We start from the raw sequence: 19,288 nt of genomic DNA, 5'->3' as shown, positions 1-19,288 counted from the left end.
CCGACCGCCTTATCGTCGGCGTGGCCGACACCCCCGAACGCCCCCCGCGTCTTTCTCTCGCCTGAGCCCCTTAGGTAGCGCCGTCCTGCGGCGCCTGTAGCTCACGCGGCCGCCTGGCCGCCGTACGCGAGAACACATCATGACTTTGCATTCCCTTGCCGGATGGCTGCTGGGCATCGCTGCCCTGGCGCTGCCCAGCAGCCTGATGGCGGCCCAGCCCGACCCGCTGGACGCCAACGCCGCCGTGCCGGCGCAGGATTACCGTTCACCCTTGCAGCACTACCGCGCCCAGGCCGACGAGCCGTTGCAGGACTGGCGCGCGGCCAATGACCTGGTCGGCCGTATCGGCGGCTGGCGCACCTACAGCATGGAGGGCTGGGAGCAGCCGGCCGAGCAGGGTGCCGAGCCCGCCGAGGGAGGTGGCCATGACCACCATTAAATCCGCCGTGCTGCTCTGCGCCGCGCTGCTGTTGGCCGGCTGCGCCGGCTTCAGCCAGGACGGCGGTTTCGACCCGGTGCAGCAAAACGCCGAGCGCCAGCTGGACAAGCAGCTGCTGTGGGCGCGCGACGAGGCCGGGCGCGGGCAGATCGAGGCGCGCGTCGCCGAGCTGCTGGCCGAACCCCTGAGCCTGGACGCCGCGATGCAGCTGGCGCTGCTCAACAATCGCGGCCTGCAGGCGTCCTTCGACGAGCTGGGCATCGGCGAGGCCGAGCGCGTGCAGGCCGGGCGCCTGCCCAATCCCGGCTTCTCCTACGGCCGTCTGGAGAAGGGCAGCGAGGTCGAATACGAGCGCGGCCTGCACCTGAACCTGGCGCGCCTGATCGCCCTGCCGCTGACCTCGCGCCTGGAAGGGCGGCGCTTCGAGCAGCTGCAGCGGCAGACCAGCCTGGCGGTGTTCGACCTGGCCAGCGAGACGCGCAAGGCCTGGTACCAGGCGGTCGCCGCCGAGGAGAGCCTGGTCTACGCGCGGCAGGTGCTGGACGCCGCCGAAGCCGGCGCCGAGCTGGCCCGGCGCCTGGCCGCGGTGGGCAACTTCAGCAAGCTGCAGCAGGCCGAGCAGCAGAACTTCTACGCCGAGGCCGGCATCGGCCTGATCCAGGCCGAACAGGCGCGGGTGCGCAGCCGCGAGCAGCTGACTCGCCTGCTCGGCCTGTGGGGCGAGCAGCTCGACTACCGCCTGCCCGAACGCCTGCCGGCGCTGCCGAACAGCGCCGACCAGCTGCCGGACGTGGAGCGCCTGGCCATGAGCCAGCGCCAGGACATCCAGGCCGTGCGCCTGGATGCCGAGCGCCTGGCGCAGAACCTCGGTCTGACCCGCACCACGCGTTTCATCAACGTGCTGGAACTGGGCGTGGTCAACAACCGTTCCAACGAGGAGCCGACCCAGCGCGGCTACGAGATCAGCGTCGAACTGCCGCTGTTCGACTGGAGCGGTGCCAAGGTGGCGCGGGCCGAGGCGCAATATCGCCAGGCGCTCAACCGCGCCGCCGAGACGGCGATCAACGCCCGCTCGCAGGTGCGCGAGGCCTACCACGCCTACCGCAATGCCTTCGAGCTGGCGCAGCACTACCGCGCCGAGGTGCTGCCGCTGCGCCAGCGCATCGCCGAGGAAAACCTGCTGCGTTACAACGGCATGTTCATCAGCACCTTCGACCTGCTCGCCGATGCGCGCCGCCAGGTGCAGGCGGTGGACGGCTACCTGCAGGCGCAACGCGACTTCTGGCTGGCTCGCGCCGACCTCGACATGGCCCTGTTGGGCGCGCCCAATCCCTCGCTCGGCGCGGCGCCTGCCGCTGCTGCCGAGCCGGCCGCCGCCGGCCACTGAACAAGGAAATTCCCAGATGGTTTCACGACGCGATTTCTTTCTCGGGGCCGGCGCCATCGGCGCTGCGGTGGCCACTTCGGCGGTCAGCCGGGTGGCCATGGCGGCCCTGCCCGAGCCGGTGCTGCAGGCCAGCGCCGACACCCAACCGCCGCTGCAGCCGAACAATGGGCGGCCCTACAACCCGGTGGTCACCCTCAACGGCTGGACCCTGCCGTGGCGGATGAACAACGGCGTCAAGGAGTTCCACCTGGTCGCCGAGCCGGTGGTACGCGAGCTGGCGCCCGGCTACAAGGCCCACCTGTGGGGCTACAACGGCCAGTCGCCGGGGCCGACCATCGAGGTGGTGGAGGGCGACCGGGTGCGCATCTTCGTCACCAACAAGCTGCCCGAGCACACCAGCATCCACTGGCACGGCCAGCGCCTGCCCAACGGCATGGACGGTGTGGCGGGCCTGACCCAGCCGGCGATCCCGGTGGGCAAGACCTTCGTCTACGAGTTCGTCGCCCGTCGCCCCGGCACCTTCATGTACCACCCGCACGCCGACGAGATGGTGCAGATGGCCATGGGCATGATGGGCTTCTGGGTCACCCACCCCAAGGAGCATCATCCGCTGATCAGCGAGGTGGACCGCGACTACTGCTTCCTGCTCAGCGCCTACGACATCGAGCCGGGCGCCTACACGCCGAAGATCATGCAGATGCTCGACTTCAACCTCTGGACCTTCAACAGCCGCGTGTTCCCCGGTATCGACCCGCTGGTGGCGCGCCAGGGCGAGCGCGTGCGCCTGCGCGTCGGCAACCTGACCATGACCAACCACCCGATCCACCTGCACGGTCACGAGTTCGAGGTCACCGGCACCGACGGCGGGCCGACCCCGGTCGGCTCGCGCTGGCCGGAGGTGACCGCCGACGTGGCGGTGGGGCAGATGCGCCAGCTCGAGTTCATCGCCGACGAGGAGGGCGACTGGGCACTGCACTGCCACAAGAGCCACCACACCATGAACGCCATGGGCCACGACGTGCCGACCCTGGTCGGCGTCGATCACCGCGACATGACCCGCAAGATCGCCAAGCTGGTGCCGGACTACATGGTGATGGGCGAGCGCGGCATGGCCGACATGGCGGAAATGCAGATGCCGCTACCCGACAACACCGTACCAATGATGACCGGCGACGGTCCGTTCGGCTCGGTGGAGATGGGCGGCATGTTCACCATGCTCAAGGTGCGCAAGGAGCAGGCCGCCGGCGACTACCGCGACCCCGGCTGGTTCAGGCATCCGGCCGGAACTGTGGCCCATGAGTGGAAGGGCGTACTGGCCAGCCCGAGCCGCTCGCACGACGGCGGCGGCCAGTCGATGCCGCTCAAGCAGCCGCTCGAGACGCCGGTGGAAGTGCAGGTACGCAAGCCGGGCGGGCATGCCGGGCATTGACGGGGATCGGGTTGGCATGTGCCGCCCGGCCATAACGCAATTTGAGGAAATGGATCGATGAAATCACTACAGCTACTGGTACTGACCCTGGGCGGATTACTGGGCAGCCCGGCGGCGCTGGCCCACAGCGAGGCGCACAAGGGCCATCAGGCCGCCGCGACGATCAAGGAGCAGAAACCCTGGGGCATTGCCGGCGATGCGGCGCAGGTCGACCGCACCATCGAGATCCGCATGACCGACCAGATGCGCTTCACCCCGGACCATCTACAGGTCAGGCAGGGCGAGACCATCCGTTTCGTCCACCGTAACGACGGGCAGATGCTCCATGAATTCGTCATCGGCACCCGCGCCGAACTGGACGAGCACGCCGCGCTGATGGCCAGGTTTCCCGGCATGCAGCACGACGAGCCCTATATGGCCCACATCGCGCCGGGGCAGAGCGGCGAGATGATCTGGACCTTCAACCGCGCCGGCGAATTCGATTTCGCCTGCCTGATCGCCGGCCACTACCAGGCCGGCATGGTTGGCACCATCCAGGTGCTGGCCGACTGACCTAAGAGAGGAAACACGCATGAAGAAGCAACTGATGATCGCGGCCCTGGCCGCCCTGTTCAGCCTGCCGCTGCAGGCCGCCGACCCCGCGCCGCTGAGCCAGGGCGAGGTGCGCAAGGTGGACGCCGCCACGCAGAGGATCACCCTGCGCCACGGTCCCATCGCCAGCATCGGCATGCCGCCGATGACCATGGTCTTCGAGGTGCAGCCGGCCAGTCTGCTCGAGGGCGTCGAGGCCGGCGATCAGGTGCGCTTCCAGGCGCGCCAGGAAGGCAACCGCTATATCGTCACCGAGTTGCAGGTAGTCGAGTAGCCGCGATCTGCCGCAGCCTCGCTCAGCGCTGTGACTGCGGCGCCACGGCGGTCTGCAGCTGCGCCTGCGGCATGCCGATATGCTGGCCCTGGGAGTAGTCGATGCCCAGGGCCAGCACCTTCTCCTGCACCGCCGCCGAATGCACGAACTCGGCCACCGTCTGCATCTTCAGGCTGCGGGCGAACTGCACGATGCCCTGGGTCACGGCGTAGGCGTCGGGGTCGCTGTCGAGCTGGCGGATCAGGCTGCCGTCGATCTTGATCAGGTCGACGTTGAGCCGCAGCAGGTGCTCGAAGTTGCTGTAGCCGGTGCCGAAGTCGTCGATGGCGATGCGGCAGCCGAGTGCCTTGACCTCGTCGATGAAGGCGCGCACCTGGCTGTAGTTGTCGATGCCCTCGGACTCCAGGATTTCGAAGATCAGCCGCGGGCCGATGCCGCTCTGCTGCAGCTTGAGCTTGATCGCCCGGCTCAGCTCGGGGTCGATCAGGTCCTCGTAGGACAGGTTGAGGGAAAATTCGTAGGGCAGCTCGCGAAAGCGCTCGAAGCACTTGTCCAGCATCACCCGGGTAATCTGCCGGTGCAGGCGGATCTTCTTCGCCACGCCGAGAAAACGCCCCGGGTTGATCACCTGGCCGTCGTCGTCGCGCATGCGCACCAGGCACTCGAACTTGTCGATGCTGGCGCTGCGGTTGTCGTGGATCGGCTGGAAATAGGGCAGCAGCCGGTCGTCCTGCAGCGCCGCCTTGACCTTGTTGGCCCACAGCAGGTTCTGTTCGTACTCCTCGCGGATCTTCAGCGCCGGGTCGTAGAGCAGGTGGTTCTTCTGCTGCAGGCGCGCCAGCTTGAGGGCGATGGCGGCCGAGGCGAGCAGGCTGTCGCGGCCCTGGCGCGCCTCGTCGGCGCTGAGGCTGGCGGCGCCGAGGGTGGCGTTGAAACCGATCTCCTGGCCCTGCCAGTCCAGGCGCTGGCGCTGGATAAAGGCGCCCAGCTCGGCCATGCGCGCCTCCAATTGCTCGCCGCTGTGGCGCGGCAGCAGCACGGCGAACTCGTCGGCGGTCAGGCGGTACAGGCGCGCCTGGCCAGCGTCGAGGCGCAGGTGCTGGCTCAGGTGCGCGCCGAGGTGGCGGAGGATCTGGTCGCCGCAGGCGTGGCCATAGAAGCCGTTGATCTCCTTGAAGGCGTCCAGGTTGAGCAGGATCAGGCTCGGCCGCGGCGTGCGCCTGAGGTCGAGCAGCAGGCGGGCGCGGTTCGGCAGTTGGGTCAGCGGGTCGGTGTAGGACGCCTCCAGCTGGCGCATGGTGCTGGCGATCAGGCGCAGCAGCAGGGCGCCGAGCACCAGCAGCACCAGGCCGGTGACGGCGAGGATGCGGTAGTTGCTCTGGCGCATCGGCGCCAGCACCGCGTCGATCTCGTTCTGCGGCACGCCAAGGCCGAACAGCATGTTGGCGCGGGTCATGGCGAACAGCAGGGCATAGCGCTCGCCGTCGATCTGCAGCTCGCGACTGTACAGCGGTGCGCGTTCGCCGCCGTTCGCCCCGGGCGCGGCGGCGCGGGCCAGTTGCTCGGCGAGGATGGCGTCCATGATGCGCTGCGCGGCCGGCGTGTCTTCCTGCTCGCTGAGGCTGCTCAGCTTGCGGTTGTCGCGGTCGAGCAGGAAGGAAAAGGTGTTGGGGGTGAGCTTGATGTCGCTGATCAGGCGCACCACGTCCTCGCTGCGCCAGTCGCTGCTGGCCAGGCCGATGATGCGTCCGCGACGGTCGTGCAGCGGGGTGGCCAGGGTGATCACCGCGGCATCCGGCAGCGGGTTGTAGTAGGCGGCGCTCCAGAGTAGCGGTTCGGCCAGGGCCTGGCTGCGATCCTGCTCGCTGGGCAGCAGGCTGCGGTACCAGTCCTGCCGGCGTGGGTCGCCGGCCTGGCGGCGCACCTCGATGCGCCGGTCGGCGCTCCAGTGGGCATAGATTCCGGGGGCTTCGCCCAGCGCCGGAAAACGCCCCGGCTCGTACCACAGGCCGACGCCGAAGGCATCGGGAAAATCGCGCAGCTTCTGCTCCAGCTGCGCCGCCAGTTCGTCGGCCAGCGCATTGCGCTGTAGCAGCTCGCCGATGCGCGCGAGGTTCTCGGTGTGCTGCTCCATGCGCCGGTGGTGGCCGTTGATGCGGCCGAGGTTGGCGTAGAAGCTGCCCTCGATCTGGCCGCGGCGCAGCTCGGCCATGGCGCGCTGGGAGAAGTCCAGGTTGAGCGAGGACATCACCCACATAGCCGCGATGAACAGCGCCACCAGCAGCAGAACCAGCAGCATCAGCAGTTGCTTTGAGGATTTCAGCGGCACGCCGGGCAGTCGGGGCAGGGCGAGCATCAGCGCTGCTGCTCCAGGGCCCGGCGCACCTGCAGCTGGGCTTGGGCGATCTGGCCGTCGTCGAGCTGCACGCGCAGCTGCTGCAGCCTGGCTGCGGCGCGCGGCTCGCCGTTGTCCCGGGCCAGGCTCAGCCAGACAAAGGCGGACGCGGCATCGGGGGCCACGCCGCGGCCTTCGGCATACAGCTCGCCGAGCTGGTACTGCGCTGCGGCGCTGCCCTGGCGCGCGGCGCGCAGCAGCCAGTCGCGCGCCTTGCCGTTGTCGATGGCGATGCCCTCGCCGTGCAGGTAGAGCAGGCCGAGGGCGAGCTGCGCGTCGCGATGCCCCTGGCGCGCGGCCTGTTCGAAGCGTTGACGGGCCTTGCTCGGGTTCGGCGCGGCGCCCTGGCCGCGTTGGTACATCTGCGCGCTCTGGTACTGGGCACGTGCCAGGCCCTGCTCTGCGGCCTGCTCGAACCAGTTCAGGGCGCTGGCCGGGTTCTGCTCGACGCCCTGGCCGCGCAGGTACAGCTGACCGAGCTGGTAGCGGCCGTCGGGCGAGCTTTCGGCGGCGCGGCGCGCCCAGTGCAGCGCCTCGGGGTAGCGCTTGAGGCTGCTGGCGATCACCGACAGGTTGTACTGCGCCTTGCCATCGCCGGCTTCGGCCGGCCCCAGGCAGGCGTCGCGGGCCTGGCTGTAGTTCTTGATGGTGAACAGCAGGTAGCAGTCGTTGGCCTGCTGGCGGTCGATGCCGCTCGCGACGGGCGCGGCTGTCGACGCGTCGCGGGGGCGCGGCTGGGCGCTACTGGCGGCGGGGCGCGGCGTCGTGCCTGGCCGGGCAGGCGGCAGCAGGGCGGCGAACTGTTCGATCTGTTCCTGGCAGGAGTCGCCGTAGCTGGCGCGCATCTGTTGCAGGGTGGCGGGTGTCTTGTCGCGTTCGGCGTAGCGGCTGGCGACTTGCTGGCAGCGGCGCTGGCGTTCTTCCACCACTTGGCGCAGGTGTTCGGCGCGGCTGGCGTCGCTGCCATGCTGGTTCAGGTAACGGGTCAGCGGGGCGATATAGGGTTGGTCGAACAGCTGCGCCAGTTCCTGGTCGTACTGCGCGTTGTTGTGCGAGGCGCCCCAGTTGCCCAGGTTCTGCGCCTGTTGGCTGATCAGCTCGCCGGTCTTGCTCAGCAGCTCGGCCGATCTGGCGATCAGGTCGTCCTTCGGCGGCAGGCTCGAGCAGCCGCTCAACCAGGGTAGGCAGAAAAGACAGGCGATCAGCGTGCGCACGGTTCCCCCCAACTTCACGGCTGCCGAGGCAGCGGGCAGCGTCTGCGTGCCGGCCTGTTCACTCTAGTCGAAAACCGCACAGGGTGATCGTGCGTGTACGCGGGGAGGGCGGAAGGGGCGGGAGTCGGCCGCGGCTGATGGCAGCCGCGGCCGGCGGGGACTCAGTTCAGCGCGTCGGTCAGCGCCTTGGCCGGTACCAGCTTGACCACCTTCTTCGCGGCGATCTCGATGGCCTTGCCGGTCTGCGGGTTGCGGCCGGTGCGTGCCGGGCGCTCGCTGACCTTCAGCTTGCCGACGCCGGGCAGGGTGATCTCGCCGTCGTTTTCCAGCGCGTCGCTGACAATTTCGCCCAGCTGATCGAGCAGGGCGCGTACCGAGGTCTTCGGCAGGTCGATGGCCTCGGCCAGGTCGCCGATCAGTTGGTCTTTGGTGATTGCCATGATGTAACTCCATTTTCGGGTGAGGGTTTCGGCCGCGGTGCCGGGTCTCTCTGGCCCGGGCGCTGTGGCCGAAAGCGGGGGAACGCTAGCACAAAAGCCGGCGCTCGGGCGCGGCGGTGAACTGGCATTAGTCGTCGGCTCCGGGCTGCTGGTTCCAGCGGGCGAGCAAAAAGCGCAGCTGGCCGCGGATGCCCGGCTCGCTGGCGCTGTCGAAGGGCAGGCGAATTTCCAGGCTGCCGTCGGCCTGCAGGGTGCCACCGAGTGCCTGGTTGGCGGCATGCACGCCCTGGTTCTGCCAGGCGTGGTGCACCTGCCAGTCGCCGCCGGCGGCGCCGGGCGGGGTGATTTCCAGCACCAGGCTGTTGCGGAACAGGTAGCTGCCCTCGTAGTGCTGGTTGACCCAGAGTTTGCGCTCCACCTCGTAGTCCGGCACCCGCACGTTGAACGTCAGGGTGTAGGCCAGGCCCTTGCGCCGCTGGTTGACCCGCGCGCGGTCGGCGAGAAACAGGCTGCCGAGGTACAGCTTGCCGTGCTGCTTCGGCGCCTTGAGCCAGTGCTGGTGCGCCAGGCAGGCCACCGAGTCCTCCTCGGCGGTGCGCCGGCTGAGGTACCACAGCTTGCCGCGCGGCGCGGCGAGCACCTCGAACTGATACAGGGCGTTGACCGTCTGGCCCTGGGCCTCGGCCTTGCGCAGCTCCTTGGGCAGCGCGATGGCGTCGACCTCGGCCCAGATGTCCACGCGCACGTCGCCGAACAGGAAACGGCTGAGGTTCTGGTAGGCCTCCTCGCTGTTGACTATGCCGAAGTAGCCGGAATGCGCGCGGTAGGCGAAGGCCTTGGCGCAGGGCGCGCCCGGCTTGCCCTGGGCGTCTAGGCCGCACAGGGTGGCGTTGTCGATGCGCACCAGGCCGTCGCTGCCGTGGCCGGCGAAGGTGCGCGACAGGCCCAGGCCGGCCTCGTAGTCCAGGCGGTTGGTGCCGACCATGCAGAAGAAACGCTTGGACGCAAAGCGCGTCTCGGGCAGCCAGTCGACCCGCTCGGTGGCCTGGTAGGCGGCCTCCAGGCCGAGGAAGCCGGCCAGGCGCTCGCGGTTGAAATTGCTGATGTCGCTCAGGCTCAGCCAGCTCGGCGGATTGATGCCGAGCAGGTCGATGCCGTTGTGCGGGGTGGCGTAGGTGAACACCTTGTCCACCAGCTTCGCCGCGCCCTTGGGGTCGAGCTTGGGGTTCTGCAGCAGGCCACGGCAGACCAGGCCGCCCATGGAGTGGGCGACCAGGTAGCAGCGAAAGTCCGTGGCGGCGATGGCGTTCTTCGGGTTGCCGCAGACCAGCTCGCGCACCTTGAGGATCAGCTCGCCGAGCTTGCCGGCGAACACCTCCAGGCTCGGTGTGCTGCCGATGCCGAGCAGGCGTGAGGCCTCGTCGTAGTAGCGGTAGACGATGATCGAACGGCTGCCCATGCGGTTGTCCGGGTTGGCCGCCCATTCCGGGTCGAGGATGTCGTAGCCGTCCTCGTACACGTCCTGGTAGCCGAACTCAGAGGCCAGGCGGATCACCGGCGACTCGAAGACGAACTTGCGCGGCTGACGCGTCTTCTCCGCCACCGCGCGGTACACGGTGGAGCCGAGGTTGAAACCGCAGAAGGGATCGGCGCTGGTCTGGTCGATCTCGCCGGGCGTCATGGCGTAGCCGCGCACGTAGATGATCGGGTGGAAGGGGCTGTGCGGGTTGGCCATGGGCGCTCCTGAACGGGTGCGCGCGTGCCTCGGGACTGCTCATCAGGGCCGGACTGCGGGATGCGACGAGTTGCGCGGGGTGCCAGCCAAGGCTAGCCGAAAGCCGCGGCTTGTCGCGGCATTTGGTCGGCCGGGCGGTGCGCCGGTGCGCCTCGTCTAAGCTACTGGTACCTGGCTAGTGCCGGAGTGCCATCATGTTGCGCGCCTTCGGCGACCTCGGCTTTCGCTGGAAAATCGCCTTGCCCATCCTGCTGCTGGCCGCCTTGCTGGTCACCATGGGCGTGCTCGGCATGCGCGGCATCGCCCAGGTGGCCGAATCCAGCACCACCCTGACCAACCGCCATCTGCCCGCCATCAGCCTGCTGCTCAACGCCGACCGCGACCTCTATCAGGCTTTCGTCGCCGAGCGCAGCCTGCTGGGCGAAGGCGCCAGCGCGCATGTCGCCGGGCTCAAGGCGGCCCATGCCGAGAACCTGCAGCAGGCCTACGACCGCGTGCACAGGTTCGCCGACATGCAGCCGGGCAGTGAGGCGCTGGCGCTGGTGGCCGAGTTCGACCGCGGTTTCGAGCGCTGGAAGGCCACCTCGCAGCGGGTGCTGGAACTGGCCGCCAGCGATCCGGACGGCGCCAGCCGGCTCAGCTTCGGCGACAGCGAGGCGCAGTTCGAGGCGGCGCGCACCGCCATCGACAAGCTCGGCGAGCTGGAAGATGGCGCCGCCAACGCGGTCGGCACCGCCGCCATCGCCCGCGGCGAGGCACTGGCCTGGCAGCAGGGGCTGATCATCGCCATCGGCCTGGGCGTGTGCCTGGTGCTGGTGCTGGGCTTTCCGCTGCTGGTGACCCGGCCGCTGCACAACCTGCTGTACCGCATCGAGCAGATCGCCGATGGCGACGGCGACCTGCGGGTGCGCCTCGACGTGCTGTCGAAGGACGAGCTGGGCAAGCTCAGCCATGCCTTCAACCGCTTTCTCGACAAGCTGCAGCCGCTGATCAAGGAAGTCGGCCGGGTCACCGGCGAGGTGGCCGACTCGGCGCAGAGCCTGGCCGGCATGGCCGCGGCCAACGATCGGCTGATCAGCAGCGAGCATGCCGCGGTGGATCAGGTCAGCACCGCCGCCACCGAGATGAGCGCGGCGGTGCATGAGGTGGCGCGCAACGCGCAGAACGCCGCCGATGCCGCACGCCATGCCGAGGTGCAGTCGCGCGAGGGCGCCGAGGTGGTCGGCGCCACCATCCATTCGATTCGCCAGCTGGCCCAGGAGGTGGAGAGCGCCTCCGACACCATCCAGACCCTGGAACAGGAAACCGCCAACATCGGCGCGGTGCTGGCGGTGATCAAGGGCATCGCCGAGCAGACCAACCTCCTGGCGCTCAACGCCGCCATCGAGGCGGCGCGGGCTGGCGAGCAGGGTCGTGGCTTCGCCGTGGTCGCCGACGAGGTGCGCGCCCTGGCGGCGCGCACCCAGGAATCGACCAAGGACATCCAGCAGATGATCGAGCGCCTGCAGGTCGGCGTGCAGAACGCGGTCAAGGCCACCCATTCGGGCAGCGCGCGGGCGCGGCAGAGCGTCGAACAGGCCGCCGGGGTCGACCAGGCGCTGAGCGTCACCGGCGATTCGGTGCAGCGCATCAACGACATGGCCGCGCAGATCGCCACCGCCTGCGAGGAGCAGAGCAGCGTCACCGAGGAGATCGCGCGCAATATCAGCGATATCCGCGACCTGTCCAACGAGGCGGCGCAGACCTCGGAGCAGAGCACCCGCGCCAGCCGACACCTGTCCGAGCTGTCCCATGGGCTGGCCCAGCTGGTGGGCCGTTTCCGTGTCTGAATAGGGCAACCGACGAATCTAAGTGATTGAAGCGGTTGTAACTTTGCGTTTAGTCGCTACAATGGCGCGGCCCGTCGCCAGGCGGGCAGCGTTATGGTGGCCCTGCCGGTCCCCTCGCATTGATCAGCCGTGAACCCGGTCAGGCCCGGAAGGGAGCAGCCGCAGCGGTGACATCGAGTGCCGGGGTGTGGCTGGTGGGGTCCACCTCCAGTTTCTAAGTCTTTAATTCTAAAAGACTTTTCTCGCCAAAAATCGAAGAGTGGAACAGCGTTTAGGTACACCTGAGTGGTGCACCATGCTGGGCATTCTAGTCGACAGAATTTCTCCTCTCCAAGCTCACTTCAATGCTTAGCCGTGCCACAGCGTCGGTGACAGGTGCCATGCCGTCCATCTCTAGTCAATTTCGCCGTTCTGGGGAGATTGGCTTTCTTGTTTGTCGCGGTATAGTGGCCTTTTGATTTGGTTTGAGTTTCCAGTCCGGAAAAGTGATTGCGACGGCGAGGCTATGCACGGATAGCGATGAAGAAACTCCGACTCTGACCTTGATTTGAGCACCGGTGGGATCCATGAAAATGCTGGGCGAAGATTTAATCATAAAAATGTGGGAGTCGTTGGTCGATAAAGGTATTGGTGGAATACTGCGGCCATGGCATGAGCAGCGTCTTGATAAGCAACGACTTCAAACGAGACGAGCTGAAATGCTCCTAATTGCTCAAACAGAGCTAGATGTGAAGAAAATAGCTTCCGGGGAGGCTGTGTACTGTTCGGATGGTAGCGTTAAGCTGCTTGCGGATAATAGAGGCAGAGTTGGCGATGCCTTTGAAAAAATTGAGCCAGATGTGGGAGATATAAGTGTCGTTGATTTGGCTGTTTCAGCCGCAAAGTCTGAGTCAGTTAAAAGAGAGATAAACGTAGCAAAAGCGATTATGTACGCAGAGACAGAGCTTTCATCTGGTGCTGAGGATTCGGTTGATGAAGATATAGATGGAGACTGGATTTTTGCTTGGAGAGAGTATGCAGGGAGAGTTTCGTCGGAAGAGTTGCAGGCTTTATGGGGAAAGGTTCTTGCTGGCGAGGTGAAGAAGCCTGGAACCTACTCAATGAGAACTCTGGAGTTTTTAAAGTGCCTGTCCAGGGGGGAGGCAGAGGTCATCGAGAGAGTTGCTAGGTTCGTTATTACAAACGCAATTGCAAAGAATCTTGAGGATTTCTATAAGTCTAAGGGGGTTGTTTTTAAAGACTTCTTGCTGTTGCAGAATCTCGGGTTGATTGCTGGGGTAGAATCCTTGGGTCTGCAAATGCAGTATTCGTCCAGGGCTTCTGATCGATATGTCAACTATATGTTTGCGGGGGCTAAAATTATTATTATTGAAGACTCCGACGCTTCGAAGATGATTAGTATCCCAGCTTACTCAGTTACCCCATTAGGTATGGAAGTATTTAGGTTGTCGGGTGTAAGTGCTGATCTTGACTATGTAGAGGAGGTAGCAAGGCTAATTTCTCAGCAAGTTTCGACTGTAAAGATTGCAGATTTTGTGCCGACGGGCAAAGAGGAGGGGAACTATTTCAATGAGAGGTTTGTTAAACCATTATCGGGTGATCCTGCCGCCTGAGTTTCGATCCAATTTCATAGTTCTTCCTTAAATGGAGGTTTTAAGCCCGATTTTTTGTTTCCTTCCAAAAAACGCGATGGTCAAGTGGTCGAGTGTGCGGTGGGCGAGGGTATCAGAGACTGCATACGTGTGCGAGGAGACAACTCTCCCTGTGTAAATCCATTTCCCGCCGAAAAATGATCTTGCATAGGGTGGGGGGTCTATGGAGCTGGTTGGAAAATAATCTAGGGGCTTCCCCTGGAGCGCTGACTTAAAGCGAGAAGTGCTTAACCGTGCAAGACAGGGGGTAGTCTGGAGCTGGGCTTTTTCAAAATAAGTTATGCCGCTATGGTGTCTAGGCGGCTGCTGGTGCAACGCTTGAAAGATGCACTACCCTATGTAGCCAGAAACGAGAGAAGCCCCTTGACGGAGCTCCTAGGGGTCTGTAGAGGCTATTATGCTTTCATTGCTCGTTGCACACTAGACAAGCTCACTCCAAGCTGTTCAGCAGCTTTACGGAATGACACACCACTAACTACAAGGGTGCGGATTGCATCGTCGTCAACTGACTTGGCACGCCCCTTGTACACGCCATTCTCCTTCGCCTTGGCAATTCCTTCCCGCTGACGTTCACGAATCATCGAACGTTCAAACTCGGCAAAGCTCCCCATCATACTCAGCATGAGTTTCTGCATGGGGCTGTTCTCCCCAGTGAACTCAAGATTTTCTTTGTGGAAGCGGACGTGTACACCTTTGGTATTCAGGTCTTCCACCAGCTTGAGGAGGTCGGCTAGGGAGCGGGCTAGGCGGTCGATACTGTGCACATGGATGGTGTCACCTTCTCGCACGTACTCAAGCAGGGCTTGGAGCTGAGGACGATGTGTGTCCTTGCCAGATGCCTTGTCAGTGAATGTCTTGTCCAGGGTGATGCCGTCAAGCTGACGTTCTGTGTTCTGGTCAACCGAGCTAACGCGAACGTATCCAACCTGTGCCATCTCACACCCCTTCGTATTCATTAGCCTCTAGAGACTCGAACTCTACTGTATGCATTACACGAATGCAATCCTAATGAATACGGCTCTATCAAGGTGCGTGTATTCACTGAGCTGTGAGCTTGAGGGTGTACTCAATTGACTACGGCAGGGCTTAGGCAGCATCTCCAAATCGCTATTGACGTAGAGCTGATTTTCTTAGCCTGGGGATTCTCAATGTTACATACATCGTTCGTCTGGAGTGTGTTGAATATGGCGCTCGTGTGTGAATCAGAGGTATTTGTGTGTGCGTATTTTCAAGAAAATTCATTTATGGCTGTGAAGAACCGTTCTGCTTAGCATCTGTGTAAATGACCCAGGTATAATGCGGGCTACAGACGTGTTACATATTAGAAGCTGTATGAAAGCCATACATTTAACAATGGATTATGGCTAATTAATAATGATTATTTACACGCACCCTTGGAGGGAGAGGAATTCTCACAGCTCACGCTGTGTGTTGATTACACGGTAGGATCAAGAGCAGATACATGAACACAAACAATATTCTTCAATCTGTAAGTGTATATATACCAATGGTTGACCATTGGTGCGGATACCACTCCCAATGCTACGCATTTGAGCCATCACACTAAAGATCGAAGATCAAAAGCTAAGAGTAGGGAGCAAAGTATTTTTATACCCATCACGCACTACGAATTAGAACTATTCTGATAGGTCGAACGAAGTTCGGAGCTTGCCCACTCTACAAGCGTCAGCTTTGAGTTGATCCAGTTACTATGGATGGAGAAAGGGAATAAATTATTAATTTATTATTCCCCTAACAACACTGTTGAGTGTAAAGCTATCAGCTGTCGCTGATGTGTTGAAATAAATCAATGCGGGAGCATTCAGTAGTGCAATATTGCAAGCGCAAGCTTGAGACTGACACTTGCTTGAATTTATCTAGTTATCATAGTAAGGGGAGAAAGAAATGATGATAATCATCTCCCCTAAATTCTTTTGTGTAAAACCTTCCGATGCTACGCATCAGGTGTAACTCCCGTCAGAGGTTGACCTCTGGTACAGAGTATCTCATTACGTTAGTGGTAATCTTTTTGATTGGGTGTACTGTGTTTTTTTTGTATGCCATAATATTATATTCTGAGAGTAACACTGTAAGCGGAGCTTACCCCCGAAGAGCAGTTACGTTCAGAGCTTTCGCTCTACCCGTGCGAGAGTTCTCTTCCCCGTGCATTGCACGTCGAGCTTCACTCTCTTATAATGAGGAATTTTGCAACCCCCTTGAATTTAGGGGGCTACAGTCCGATTTTTCCCTAGATTTTTTGATAAACCTACGAAAGCTTATGCTGCATTCCGTGCGGTGCAATCATGCCCCCTTGCTTGGCTGTCCTGTCGCATTGTATGGCGATACCAAGTATCAACTGCAGCATCCCGAAGTGGGTCTGAGCCACGGAACACTAACCACGGATTGAGTAGGAGCTTGACCTCGCCCTTTCGCATCGCACCACTGCGCGAGGTGAATACCTTGAGTAACCCTGCGTCCACAAGCTTGGCCAGTTTAGTAAGTAGGTTCGATTCGGCCACCCCAAGACGCTCCGACAGGTCTGCCTGCGGCATAACAATCACATTGCGATACAGTACAAGCTCGTGGAGTTGGAGCAGCAGAGCCAGCATCGGCTTGCTGATTTGAGAGTTTCCACCCTTTCGGAAGCGCATACCCAGCGCCATGTCCTGTGCAGCGTACAGCGCATGCGTGGTGTGGGTAGGGAGCTTGCGACGGTCAACGTGCTGTTTCAGGTAGTCCGCCCATTCATCGACGCTCAAGACTTCGTCAGGCGCCCTGTGAAAGCTTGGATGAAATGGCGTGAGGGGAGTCGGGCTCTGAATGTACTCACCGATGATCTCGCCAGTTTTGATGTCAACGATGAAGCCACCAACTACATCGGCTCGCTTCTCAATGATTGCAGCGTGGATGGCCGCAAGGCTGGGCCCAGTAATGTGGGGGGTGTTGCTGGGTGTATTGCATGAGGGGATAACGCGGTTTTCCATATGGTTCTCCTTCTTCAAGTTCAGGTCATAGGCAAGTCCTCTCGGTGATGCCGTGGTTCGGTTGGTAAATCGCAGGCAATAAAAAGCCCCCTTGCAAGGCACCGGATGGAATTTCACGGTGGTCGCGTGGAGGCTTTTCGTGCTGATCTTCTGTTCGTCGGAACAGGCGCCCACTATATCTAAATGCCTACCGTTTGTCAATAATGTCTTGCATTTTCTGAATTGCGTGATCTGAAGGTAGGCCCCGCATAGCCTGTGACATGGCAGTGAGTTGTAAGCGACTGCCGTAGACACCGAAAGTCACAGTGTTGTCTTCATGCCCAGCCATCCGCTTAATCAGCGAGTCCTGTACGCCAGCCTCTCGTAGGTCGTCGATGAAGGTGTGCCGGAAGCTATGGAAGGTCTTTCTGGGGTCATCGATGCCCAGCTTCGTCTTGTAGCGGCTGAACCACTTCGATGGGGCATGACCAAGCTTGTCGCGGGTCGCTTCCAGATCGGGGAAGAGGCGGTAGTGACCGGCAGCTCTAACGGTTTCTACGTGCTCCAGCAATCCAAGACTCAGTAGCTGATGGTGTATTGGCAGAATTCGGCGGCTGCTCTGGTTCTTGAGCTTCTGGCCTTTACGGCTGTCGTCGATTCGGATGCACGGGATGCCTTGGGTGGTGGTGATGTCATCGACGTGCAACTGACACAGCTCTTCCAGTCGAGCGCCAGTGAAGCGGGCGAGGAGGGGGAGCCAGTACCGCCACGGGTGCTTGCGGGCCTCGTTGCTCAGTGATTCTAGGTTGAGCAAGGCCTTTAGGTCGCAAGGGTCAAATGACAGGCGGGCGTCCTTTGCTGAGCCAGTCATGACTTTCATCCCTGTTAGGGGATTTTGTTCGATGTAGCCGTTTTTCTTGCACCAGTGGAAGAAGGACGTCAGCTTGCGAAGGCGATTGTTGATCGTGACAGCAGTGATGGTCTTGTAGTTCGTGGGCGAGTCGATCACCTGCCGCAGAGTCTTTCCTTTGAACTCCGGACGCTGGGCAAAGTACTGCGGGCAGCGAGCCAAACGCTCCTTCAGGGTGCGGGCCTGCTCCACATCAAAAGCTGAGACGGGCATGTCGCCCATCAGATCAAAGAAGTCCCGCAGGGCTCGCTCCACGTCCAGTGTGTTGACTGTTCGCCAGGCACCGCTCCGCTTCCCCTCATCTATGTACAGCTTCGACAGGCTACCCAAAGTAGTGCCTTCAGAGCAGGTGCTTTCCGTGCTGCTTCTACGGGCTCTGGCGGGTGTTTGGATGGCTGCCGGTATAGGGGCGCTGTCTCGCCATTCCGCACACAGGAAGCGCAGTCTACGGGGCTCTGTGAGCGGCTGGGCGACTATGTGCTGATGGACTCGTTCTGCGAGTGTGCTGGCGAGAAAGAGGGCAGTTCTGCGGTCCCGAATGCCCAGGCTCAAGCGCAATGTGTGACACCTCGGGTAGAGATGTTTCGGAAGCCGGAGATTCAGGTAATAGACGGCTCCGCGACGGGTGATGAAGGCCATGTTGTACACCTGTGTGGTACAGCTAAGTTGTACAGTGCTAGCCACACCCCAGATTTTTGGCCGTGCTTCAGGCGTGCTCGTTCGCCCGAAATGAACCTGAGTGTACCCCTATCAAACCCCGATCAGCCCAGACGCAGTGCGGCTTCCAGCAAACTGCGAGCATGCTTGCATGCCACCCTGGCCAAGGCCCGGAAGGGAGCAGCCGCAGCGGTGACATCGAGTGCCGGGGTGTGGCTGGTAGGGTCCACCTCCAGTTTCTCCGGCGTCCGCCGGGTCTCAGCAATTCCTCCTCTTTATCAGCATCTGCCAGTGGCGGCGTTTTCCTGCGCGCAAGAAAAAGCCCGCGACGGGCGCGGGCTTTGCGGTCTGCGAGGCTCAGGCCAGGCGATAGCTGAGCACGCTGTCCTGTTCCTTGAGGGTCTTGCGCAGGTCGGCGGGGATATTGCCGGCGCGCACCGCCAGTTCCAGGCGGATTTCCTCCAGGCCCTGGGCGAAGGCGTCGCGGTCTTCGAGCTGGGGTTTGCCGAGCACGCGGCTGTAGACCGTGCTGTCGCTCTCGTCGAGCAGGGCGAGGACGATGCTGCCATCCGGGCGCGGCGGGCTGAAACTGGCGCGCAGCGGGCTGAACAGACGCTCGACGAGTTGCTGGTTGGTGAGTTCCATGACCTTACTCCATCCTGAGGGTGACACTCTGTGACCCGCGGAACCTGGGTAAGTTCAGGCGGTCAGCGACTGTTTGGTGCGCTCGATCACGCGCTGCAGCGATTCACCGCTGTACTGACCGGGGTACAGCCGCTGGCTGTACTGGGCGATTCCGGCCTGGTTGACCAGGGTGAAGCTGAAGCTGCCCTTGCGAGTGGCCTGGATGCGGCAGTCGAAGGGCGCGAAGGCGCGGGTTAGGGTGCCAATGGCATCCTGAATCTGATGTTGAGTATTCATTTTTCTGGGTACTTCCTAAAAACAGCTGCGCGTCAGTGCGCGGAATATTGCTCCATGAGGTCGGCCTGCTATGGCCATTGGCATGAACCTGCTCGGAGCTTGATTAGCACGATAAAGTTCCGATGTTACGGTTCTTCAACGGGTCGGTACGTCGGAGGCAGGCAAAGCACTGCGCCAGGTGGCGAGTCGGCCTGATCAGTCAGCAGGTGGGATCGGGGAGGGCGGCAGCAGCGGCGTGCTACGCGTTGAACCGGGAAACCAGCGAGAGGGCGCGAGGCCCGAATGACTTACAGCGTGGTACGAACGCGGCGTATGGTAACGGCTTGGTCAAGAATTAGCCAGCGACATTTTTCCTCCGTGCCGCGCGCCAGAGGGCGGGCGCGGGCGGCGGATGCAATTTGCCGGTCGCTCCGCTAGGATTAGCCCACTTTGCTTTCCTCATACGACGGTTT

The 19,288-nt window shown here is 62.4% G+C and carries 16 protein-coding genes, 1 other RNA gene and 1 pseudogene; 9 read left to right on the top strand and 9 right to left on the bottom strand.

From position 1 onward, the window contains the following. Positions 1-139: 139 nt before the first annotated feature. The 5 genes from ACIGFL_RS12040 to ACIGFL_RS12020 are packed head-to-tail and all read left to right on the top strand — an operon-like array spanning position 140 to position 4,120. Positions 140-439, top strand: a complete 300-nt coding sequence (locus ACIGFL_RS12040) for a hypothetical protein (protein ID WP_397497340.1) — start codon at positions 140-142, stop codon at positions 437-439. Continuing rightward, the gene (locus ACIGFL_RS12035) at positions 426-1,826 is read left to right on the top strand and encodes a TolC family protein (RefSeq protein ID WP_397497339.1); all 1,401 of its coding nucleotides are present in this window, start codon (positions 426-428) and stop codon (positions 1,824-1,826) included. The genes ACIGFL_RS12040 and ACIGFL_RS12035 overlap by 14 nt, the downstream gene beginning before the upstream one ends. A 16-nt stretch (positions 1,827-1,842) precedes the next feature. Continuing rightward, positions 1,843-3,255 (top strand): multicopper oxidase family protein, encoded by a 1,413-nt coding sequence (locus tag ACIGFL_RS12030; protein ID WP_397497338.1) that lies wholly within the window; start codon positions 1,843-1,845, stop codon positions 3,253-3,255. A gap of 57 nt (positions 3,256-3,312) precedes the next feature. Next, positions 3,313-3,807 (top strand): plastocyanin/azurin family copper-binding protein, encoded by a 495-nt coding sequence (locus ACIGFL_RS12025; RefSeq protein WP_397497337.1) that lies wholly within the window; start codon positions 3,313-3,315, stop codon positions 3,805-3,807. A gap of 19 nt (positions 3,808-3,826) precedes the next feature. Beyond that, the gene (locus ACIGFL_RS12020; RefSeq protein ID WP_397497336.1) at positions 3,827-4,120 is read left to right on the top strand and encodes a copper-binding protein; all 294 of its coding nucleotides are present in this window, start codon (positions 3,827-3,829) and stop codon (positions 4,118-4,120) included. Between the two features lie 22 nt (positions 4,121-4,142). On the opposite strand, the gene ACIGFL_RS12015 is transcribed toward ACIGFL_RS12020, so the two are convergent. The 4 genes from ACIGFL_RS12015 to ACIGFL_RS12000 form a co-directional block, all read right to left on the bottom strand. Continuing rightward, positions 4,143-6,476, bottom strand: coding sequence for an EAL domain-containing protein (locus tag ACIGFL_RS12015; protein ID WP_397497335.1), 2,334 nt, complete (start codon positions 6,474-6,476; stop codon positions 4,143-4,145). Further along, a complete protein-coding gene (locus tag ACIGFL_RS12010) occupies positions 6,476-7,729 on the bottom strand; it encodes a sel1 repeat family protein (protein WP_397497334.1) in 1,254 nt (417 codons plus the stop codon). The genes ACIGFL_RS12015 and ACIGFL_RS12010 overlap by 1 nt, the downstream gene beginning before the upstream one ends. Positions 7,730-7,890: 161 nt before the next feature. Next, on the bottom strand, positions 7,891-8,169 hold the full coding sequence (locus ACIGFL_RS12005) for an HU family DNA-binding protein (protein ID WP_021443254.1): 279 nt from the start codon (positions 8,167-8,169) through the stop codon (positions 7,891-7,893). Between the two features lie 127 nt (positions 8,170-8,296). After that, on the bottom strand, positions 8,297-9,904 hold the full coding sequence (locus ACIGFL_RS12000; RefSeq protein ID WP_397497333.1) for an esterase/lipase family protein: 1,608 nt from the start codon (positions 9,902-9,904) through the stop codon (positions 8,297-8,299). A gap of 194 nt (positions 9,905-10,098) precedes the next feature. On the opposite strand from ACIGFL_RS12000, the pseudogene ACIGFL_RS11995 reads away from it, so the two are divergent. The 4 genes and pseudogenes from ACIGFL_RS11995 to ACIGFL_RS11980 form a co-directional block, all read left to right on the top strand. Further along, positions 10,099-10,875: pseudogene (locus ACIGFL_RS11995) on the top strand (MCP four helix bundle domain-containing protein); the annotation flags it as partial. Positions 10,876-10,953: 78 nt separating this feature from the next. Then, on the top strand, positions 10,954-11,733 hold the full coding sequence (locus ACIGFL_RS11990) for a methyl-accepting chemotaxis protein (RefSeq protein WP_397497514.1): 780 nt from the start codon (positions 10,954-10,956) through the stop codon (positions 11,731-11,733). Between the two features lie 103 nt (positions 11,734-11,836). Next, positions 11,837-11,933, top strand: an RNA gene (gene ffs / locus ACIGFL_RS11985) — signal recognition particle sRNA small type. Between the two features lie 366 nt (positions 11,934-12,299). After that, the gene (locus tag ACIGFL_RS11980) at positions 12,300-13,346 is read left to right on the top strand and encodes a DUF2806 domain-containing protein (protein WP_397497332.1); all 1,047 of its coding nucleotides are present in this window, start codon (positions 12,300-12,302) and stop codon (positions 13,344-13,346) included. Between the two features lie 434 nt (positions 13,347-13,780). On the opposite strand, the gene ACIGFL_RS11975 is transcribed toward ACIGFL_RS11980, so the two are convergent. From ACIGFL_RS11975 to ACIGFL_RS11955, 5 genes are all read right to left on the bottom strand, one after another. Next, positions 13,781-14,320 (bottom strand): recombinase family protein, encoded by a 540-nt coding sequence (locus tag ACIGFL_RS11975; protein ID WP_397497331.1) that lies wholly within the window; start codon positions 14,318-14,320, stop codon positions 13,781-13,783. Positions 14,321-15,661: 1,341 nt separating this feature from the next. Further along, positions 15,662-16,369, bottom strand: coding sequence for a hypothetical protein (locus ACIGFL_RS11970; protein ID WP_397497330.1), 708 nt, complete (start codon positions 16,367-16,369; stop codon positions 15,662-15,664). Positions 16,370-16,556: 187 nt separating this feature from the next. After that, positions 16,557-17,897, bottom strand: coding sequence for a tyrosine-type recombinase/integrase (locus tag ACIGFL_RS11965; RefSeq protein ID WP_397497329.1), 1,341 nt, complete (start codon positions 17,895-17,897; stop codon positions 16,557-16,559). Between the two features lie 375 nt (positions 17,898-18,272). Further along, entirely contained in the window at positions 18,273-18,560 is a 288-nt protein-coding gene (locus ACIGFL_RS11960) for a DUF3509 domain-containing protein (RefSeq protein ID WP_021443251.1), read from the bottom strand. Between the two features lie 54 nt (positions 18,561-18,614). Then, entirely contained in the window at positions 18,615-18,836 is a 222-nt protein-coding gene (locus tag ACIGFL_RS11955) for a hypothetical protein (RefSeq protein WP_021443250.1), read from the bottom strand. Between the last annotated feature and the right edge of the window lie 452 nt (positions 18,837-19,288).

Origin of the sequence: Pseudomonas sp. NPDC077649, from assembly GCF_044542855.1 — a bacterium.
Classification (GTDB): domain Bacteria; phylum Pseudomonadota; class Gammaproteobacteria; order Pseudomonadales; family Pseudomonadaceae; genus Aquipseudomonas.
The sequence above is the reverse complement of the archived record's forward strand: the minus strand, read 5'-3'. Positions and strand labels throughout refer to the sequence as shown.

Excerpts from the sequence above, each read along its gene's own strand:
- ACIGFL_RS12040 (WP_397497340.1), top strand. The coding sequence starts at position 140 with ATGACTTTGCATTCCCTTGCCGGATGGCTGCTGGGCATCGCTGCCCTG.
- ACIGFL_RS12035 (WP_397497339.1), top strand. The coding sequence starts at position 426 with ATGACCACCATTAAATCCGCCGTGCTGCTCTGCGCCGCGCTGCTGTTG.
- ACIGFL_RS12030 (WP_397497338.1), top strand. The coding sequence starts at position 1,843 with ATGGTTTCACGACGCGATTTCTTTCTCGGGGCCGGCGCCATCGGCGCT.
- ACIGFL_RS12025 (WP_397497337.1), top strand. The coding sequence starts at position 3,313 with ATGAAATCACTACAGCTACTGGTACTGACCCTGGGCGGATTACTGGGC.
- ACIGFL_RS12020 (WP_397497336.1), top strand. The coding sequence starts at position 3,827 with ATGAAGAAGCAACTGATGATCGCGGCCCTGGCCGCCCTGTTCAGCCTG.
- ACIGFL_RS12015 (WP_397497335.1), bottom strand. The coding sequence starts at position 6,476 with ATGCTCGCCCTGCCCCGACTGCCCGGCGTGCCGCTGAAATCCTCAAAG.
- ACIGFL_RS12005 (WP_021443254.1), bottom strand. The coding sequence starts at position 8,169 with ATGGCAATCACCAAAGACCAACTGATCGGCGACCTGGCCGAGGCCATC.
- ACIGFL_RS12000 (WP_397497333.1), bottom strand. The coding sequence starts at position 9,904 with ATGGCCAACCCGCACAGCCCCTTCCACCCGATCATCTACGTGCGCGGC.
- ACIGFL_RS11990 (WP_397497514.1), top strand. The coding sequence starts at position 10,954 with ATGGCCGCGGCCAACGATCGGCTGATCAGCAGCGAGCATGCCGCGGTG.
- ACIGFL_RS11980 (WP_397497332.1), top strand. The coding sequence starts at position 12,300 with ATGAAAATGCTGGGCGAAGATTTAATCATAAAAATGTGGGAGTCGTTG.
- ACIGFL_RS11975 (WP_397497331.1), bottom strand. The coding sequence starts at position 14,320 with ATGGCACAGGTTGGATACGTTCGCGTTAGCTCGGTTGACCAGAACACA.
- ACIGFL_RS11970 (WP_397497330.1), bottom strand. The coding sequence starts at position 16,369 with ATGGAAAACCGCGTTATCCCCTCATGCAATACACCCAGCAACACCCCC.
- ACIGFL_RS11965 (WP_397497329.1), bottom strand. The coding sequence starts at position 17,897 with ATGGCCTTCATCACCCGTCGCGGAGCCGTCTATTACCTGAATCTCCGG.
- ACIGFL_RS11960 (WP_021443251.1), bottom strand. The coding sequence starts at position 18,560 with ATGGAACTCACCAACCAGCAACTCGTCGAGCGTCTGTTCAGCCCGCTG.
- ACIGFL_RS11955 (WP_021443250.1), bottom strand. The coding sequence starts at position 18,836 with ATGAATACTCAACATCAGATTCAGGATGCCATTGGCACCCTAACCCGC.